The following is a 5,946-nucleotide window of genomic DNA, read 5'->3' as shown; positions in this document are numbered from 1 at the left end:
CGGCGGGAAGAGAACGTGTCCGTCATCGACCTCAAAGTCAATCCCGAGCTGCTCCGCTCGGTGCCCTCCAACGCGACCGTCCACATCGGTTCGAACACGGTATTCGGGGCCAAGGGCGTCACATTCGAGATCCCGGAAAATCCTTCGCCCACCCCGATGGAGCGCGACACCGTCATCGGCGAAGCCACCGTCACCACCGAGGTGAATTCGATGTTTGAGCAGCTCACCAACTTGCTCCAATCGATCCGACCCGACCAGCTCAACGCGACCCTCGGCGCGGTGTCGAACGGTCTGTCCGGGCGCGGCGAAACGCTGGGCGACACCATTCACGATCTCAACCAGTCGCTTCAGGCGCTCAACCCACACCTCGATACCCTCGAGCGCGATCTCGACAAGTCCGCGGAGGTGTCCGATATCTACGCGGATGCGAGCGACGACCTCATGCGGCTGCTCGATTCCGGTACGGATGTCGGCCAGACCGTCGTCCAGCGTCAGCAGCAGTTCGAGGCGCTCCTGGCCAATGCGATCGGGACGGCAGACTCCGGAAACGTACTTCTGCGCGAGAACGGCGACGACATCATCAAGACCCTCCGCGACCTGCGCGCCACGACGTCGCTGGTTGCCGAGTACTCGCCGGCACTCAGTTGTATGATCATCGGCCTCAACCAGGGCGTAGAGGAGCACGAGCAGGTATTCGGCGGGAAGAACCAGCCCGGGCTTGTGTTCAAGGCAGGCTTCCAGCAGGGCGCGAAGCCCTACGAGTATCCGAAGGATCTGCCGAAGGTCAACGCCTCGACGGGCCCGCGGTGCCACGGCATGCCCAACATGGAGCCCGGAACAAAGGCAGATTTCCTCGTCAGCGACACCGGCTCCAATGTCATGGAAGGCCAGCCCAATTCGTTCCGCGATCCGGTCGGGCCGCTCATCGGGCCGGCAGTGACCCCCGAGCCGGGAAAGCCCGCGCCACCCGCGATCTTGCAGCTCATGCTCGGCCAGACCAAGCAATACAGCAGCGAGGAAGAACTCAACGCGGCGGCAGGCACCCCTGCGCCGGCCCCCGCTGCTGACCCGGCGCCCGAACCAGCCCCAGCCGAAGGAGGTGAACGATGAGCAAGTCCTCAAGCTCCCGCGCACCCGTGGTGCCCCTCGCGATCTTCACCATCGTCATGCTCGTCGTTCTCGCCGGTCTGTTCGTGGTGTTCAGCGAGTACCGCTCCGGCTCCTCGGTGGGATACAAGGCGACATTCAAGGACGTCTCCCAGCTCGAAAAGGGCGATAAAGTGCGCATCGCGGGCGTCGAAGTAGGCCGCATCAAGGGCATCGACCTCGTCGACGGGAATCTCGCTCAGGTCGACTTCTCGGTCGATTCGGACCAGATCGTCTACACCGATTCCGTGGCTCAGGTTCGCTACGAGAACCTCACCGGCGACCGGTACATGGAACTCGCCCATGACGGCGGAGGCAAGGAAACTCTCGAAGAGGACGGCACCCTCCCGCTCGCACAAACCCAGCCTGCACTCGATCTCGATGCGCTGCTCGGCGGCTTCCGGCCGCTACTTCGGGCCCTCAACCCGGACGAGGTCAACCAGCTCACCGAGGCCATCATCTCGGTGTTCCAGGGCGAGAGCGGTAACGTTCAGCAGCTCCTCGCGGCCACCAGCTCCCTGACCAGTACCCTCGCCAACCGCGACGAACTCATCGGTTCGGTCATCGACAACCTCAACATCGTCCTCGGCACCGTGGCCGAGAACAGCGGCAATGTCGACCGAATGGTCGACGACCTGCAACAGCTCATCTCCGGGCTGTCGAAGGATTCCGAACCCATCGCGCAATCGGTCGAACGAATCGCGGGGGCCGGACAGTCGATGTCCGATCTCATTGCCGACGTGCGTCCCCCACTCAAGGAGGACATCGCCCAGGCCGACCGTGTCGCGGGCCTTCTCAACGACGACGAGGAATACGTCGACACTGTGCTCGAGCGCCTTCCCTCGGACTTCGAGAAGATGTCCCGCCTGGGTACCTACGGTGGTTTCTTCAACTTCTATCTCTGTGGTGTCATCGGACGATTCACCGCACCGGACGGCACGACGAAGTTCATGCCGCAGTTCGAGCAGACGACGGGGAGGTGTTCGATGTGATGGCAGCGAAAAAGGACTCCGGCGCGGCCGAGAACCACGAGATTCACAAGGTTCGGAAGGCGCCTAAGGGCGGTCGTCGTTTCCGCGATCGCGACCCCCGCTGGATAGGCATCCTCGGTGTCGCCATCTGCGCACTGCTCATCTTCGTCTCGACGACATACAACAAGGTCGGCTGGATCATGGGCACCCACGACGCGACTGCCTATGTTGCCGACGCCGCCGGGCTCAAGAGTGGCGACGAGGTCCATGTCGCAGGAATGCGGGTGGGCACGGTTCGAGACCTGAAGATCGAGAGCGGTGCCGTGCGCGTTGACTTCGACATCGACCGCGACGTCGAGCTCGGCGCCGACACCCGCGCGCAGATCAAGACCGAATCCCTCCTCGGCCGCCGCGCGCTCGCGGTGTTCTCCGGCGGAAGCGGCGAGTTGCCAGATCGGACCATCCCGCTCGATCGCACGTCGACCCCGTACGCGCTTACCGATGCGCTCGGCGACGTGTCGAAGACAGTGGAAGAACTCGATACCGACCAGGTCAGCGAGGCGCTCGACCAGATCTCCGAGACCATGGACGCGGCAGGACCCGAAGTTCGCGGCGCGCTCGACGGGATAACCCGTCTGTCGCGCACCCTCAACGACCGGGACGAAGAACTCAAGGAGCTGCTGCGCAAGGCAAGTGAGGCCACCGACGTCCTCGGTAAACGTTCCGATCAGTTTTCGCAGCTCATCGCCGATGGAAACACGCTGTTCACCGCCCTTGACGAGCGAAAGCGCGCGCTGTCGGATCTGATCCGCAACGTCGACGCCCTCGCTATCCAACTGTCCGGCCTCGTGCAGGACAATGAGGCACAGCTAGGCCCGGCGCTCGACAAGGTCGAGAAGGTGTCCGACCAACTCATCCGTAATAAGGACAACATTGATCTGGGACTGCGCCGGATGGGACCGTACTCGACCGCGCTGGGCGAGGCAGTCGCCTCGGGGCCCTGGTTCAACGCCTATATCTCGAACCTGAGCCTGCCGCACTACACCCAGTCGCTGTTCCACGATCTCGCGCCGGCACTCGACCCCAACACCGGTCCGCAGCCTCCGCTGGAACGTGAACCGACGATGCCGGGAGCTCCAGAACTCAACATTCTCGACGAGTTCCCGGGCTGGGGAGAGGGGCGAACGCCATGAAGTCGATAGGAAAAGCAGCGAAGTTCATCGCCCTGCTCGCGATAATCGCGCTCGTCGTCGCCGGCGCGTGGTGGTTGTGGAACCGCTCGGAATCCAAAACGATCACCGCGGAATTCGCGTCCACGAAGGGCGTATACCCGGGCGATTCCGTGCGCATGCTCGGCGTCGACATCGGGGCGATCACCGACATCAAGGGCGAGGACGGCAAATCCAAGGTCACCATGCGGATCGACGACGATCAGCCTGTCCCCGCGGACGCCGACGCGGTGCTCGTCGCTCAGTCACTCGTGGCGGAGCGTTTCATTCAGCTCACACCCGCGTATGACGGCGGAGAGCAGATCCAAGATGGCGCCGTCATTCCGACGGACAAGACGGCGATCCCCGTGGAGTGGGATGAGATCAAGAACGAGCTCATGTCGCTCTCCACGGCGCTGGGCCCCACAGACGACAACCCCAAGGGAGCGCTGTCGGATTTCGTCGACGCCTCAGACGAAATGTTCGACGGTAACGGTCAGCGGGCGCGCCGCACCCTCGAAGAGCTTTCCTCGACCATGGAGACGCTGAGCCAGGGTCGCACCGACCTGTTCTCGACGGTGCAGAACCTGCAGCTGTTCGTCAGCGCACTGTCCAACAGCGAGGATCAGATCGTAGCGTTCTCCGGTCGGCTCGCCTCGGTCACGGACGTACTTAACGAATCGACCGGCGACCTCGACAATGCACTCGTGGACCTCGATGTCGCGATTCAGGACGTCGACAGGTTCCTCGGCAATAACTCGGACAAGATCACCCGCGGAGTCGACAAACTCGGCCAGGCGACGAACGTCCTTCGCGACCGGCGCGAGGAGGTCGAGAACCTCCTCCACGTGGGACCGACGGCGATGTCCAACTTCTACAACATCTATCACCCCTACCAGGGCACGCTCAACGGTGTGCTGGCGCCGCAGTGGCTGTCGAATCCCATGCAGTTCGTGTGCGGCGCGATCCAGGCTGTCGCGAATAACACCGCCCAGGGCGATGCGCAGCTGTGCCAGTCGTATCTCGCTCCGATGCTCAACCAGATGGCGATGAACTACCCGGACGTCAAACTCGCGACTCCGCGCACACCAACGGCCGCCGCCGACCAGATCGAGAACGGCCAGAAGCCCGGCACCCAGACCCCGCCGGGCGTGCAGCCGCCCTCGGACTCGCCCACGGCGCGAGGTACTGACGTCGAAGCAGGCGCAGACCTGACTTCTCTACTCTCACCCGGAGGTGGACGATGACGCGCCGACCACGTTCAACCGGCCGGCAGCCGAAGCCGCGCCCCGCAATCAAGCGGGCGGTGCAGGCGGGTGCGCTCACGACGTCCGCCGTCATCGTGCTGGGTGGTTGCAGTTGGCAGGGGCTGAACTCTGTGCCGCTTCCCGGCGCCGCTGGGCGCGGGGACGGTGCGTTCGAAGTCACCGTCCACATGCCGGATGTGACGACGCTGACTCGGAACTCCCCGGTGCGGATCGGGGATGTCGAAGTCGGTTCGATCTCCGATATCGTCGCTCGCGATTACGAGGCGGTGCTCACGCTTTCGCTCGACAAGGAGGTGAAGATGCCCGCGAATACCTGGGCGAAGGTCGGTCAGACGTCCCTCCTTGGCTCTCAGCACCTCGAGCTCACCCCGCCGCCTGAGGAGAAGCCGACAGGTGAGCTCAAGGGCGGCGACGTCATCCCCATTGAACGGGCGGGAACGTACCCGACGACCGAGCAGACCCTGGCGGCTTTGTCCGTGGTGCTCTCGGGTGGCGGGCTGCAGCAGATCGAGGACATCGCGCACGAACTCAACGCAGCCCTCGACGACGGCCGGGTCACCGACGCGAAAGCGGTGATCGGCGAGCTCAACGACACGGTATCCACGCTTGATAGCCAGCGCGACTCGATCGTGCAGGCGATCGAGGGGCTCGATCGGCTCTCGGGCACCGTCGCCGAGCAGAACGACACTCTCGGGAAGGCGCTCACCCAGATGCCCGCCGCGACGACACTGCTGCGCGAACAACGCGACCAGCTCTCCGGCGCGCTGGTGGGGCTCGGCGACCTCGGCGCACGCGCGACGACCGTCGCGAACCTCGCCGGCCCTGATCTCGTGGAGAACCTCAACAACCTCGCACCAACGCTCAACCAGCTCGCCAATACCGGCAGGAACCTCACGCGGGTGCTCAATATTCTGATCACCTTCCCGTTCCCGCAGAACGGCATGGACAACTTCCTCAAGGGCGACTTCGCCAACCTGTACATCGATGCGGACCTCACAGGCGACAGAATGGCCGAAACCTTCTTCCTGGGCACAGATTGGGGCGATCGCATGGCGGGCCTAGAAGGGGTCGTCGGTCTCGCGCCGGCACCGATGTCGAGCGCCGACCCATACGCCATGGAGGTGCCTGAGGGGCAGCAACACTACAACGGGGACGGAGACGACCCGGCGGCCCCCGGCGGCGCACCCGCCGACGCACCTGCGCCCGCACCCGCACCCGGACCCGGTGGAGGTGGTCAGCCATGATGTCCAAACAGGTGAAGTGGCAGCTGGTCTTCTTCGCGATTATTACCGTGATCGGGCTGACGGCGATGTCCGTCGTCTACCTCAAGTTGCCGCAGCGATTCGGTTTCGA

Annotated in this window: 5 protein-coding genes; all 5 read left to right on the top strand. The window is 64.0% G+C overall.

The genetic code is table 11. The features are described 5' to 3' along the window. The coding region (locus K8V11_RS02710) for an MCE family protein (RefSeq protein WP_303910675.1) at window positions 1–1,110 on the top strand (1,110 nt) is incomplete at its 5' end. Continuing rightward, the gene (locus tag K8V11_RS02705; protein WP_303910674.1) at window positions 1,107–2,138 is read left to right on the top strand and encodes an MCE family protein; all 1,032 of its coding nucleotides are present in this window, start codon (window positions 1,107–1,109) and stop codon (window positions 2,136–2,138) included. The genes K8V11_RS02710 and K8V11_RS02705, both read left to right, overlap by 4 nt. Then, on the top strand, window positions 2,138–3,310 hold the full coding sequence (locus K8V11_RS02700; RefSeq protein ID WP_303910673.1) for an MCE family protein: 1,173 nt from the start codon (window positions 2,138–2,140) through the stop codon (window positions 3,308–3,310). The genes K8V11_RS02705 and K8V11_RS02700 overlap by 1 nt, the downstream gene beginning before the upstream one ends. Beyond that, window positions 3,307–4,572 (top strand): MCE family protein, encoded by a 1,266-nt coding sequence (locus tag K8V11_RS02695; protein WP_303910672.1) that lies wholly within the window; start codon window positions 3,307–3,309, stop codon window positions 4,570–4,572. The genes K8V11_RS02700 and K8V11_RS02695 overlap by 4 nt, the downstream gene beginning before the upstream one ends. Then, a complete protein-coding gene (locus K8V11_RS02690; RefSeq protein WP_303910671.1) occupies window positions 4,569–5,837 on the top strand; it encodes an MCE family protein in 1,269 nt (422 codons plus the stop codon). The genes K8V11_RS02695 and K8V11_RS02690 overlap by 4 nt, the downstream gene beginning before the upstream one ends. Window positions 5,838–5,946: the final 109 nt, after the last annotated feature.

It is taken from the genome of Dietzia timorensis (genome assembly GCF_020742175.1).
Classification (GTDB): domain Bacteria; phylum Actinomycetota; class Actinomycetes; order Mycobacteriales; family Mycobacteriaceae; genus Dietzia; species Dietzia timorensis_A.
Note: the sequence above shows the minus strand (reverse complement) of the source record. Positions and strands in the feature narration are given on the sequence as shown.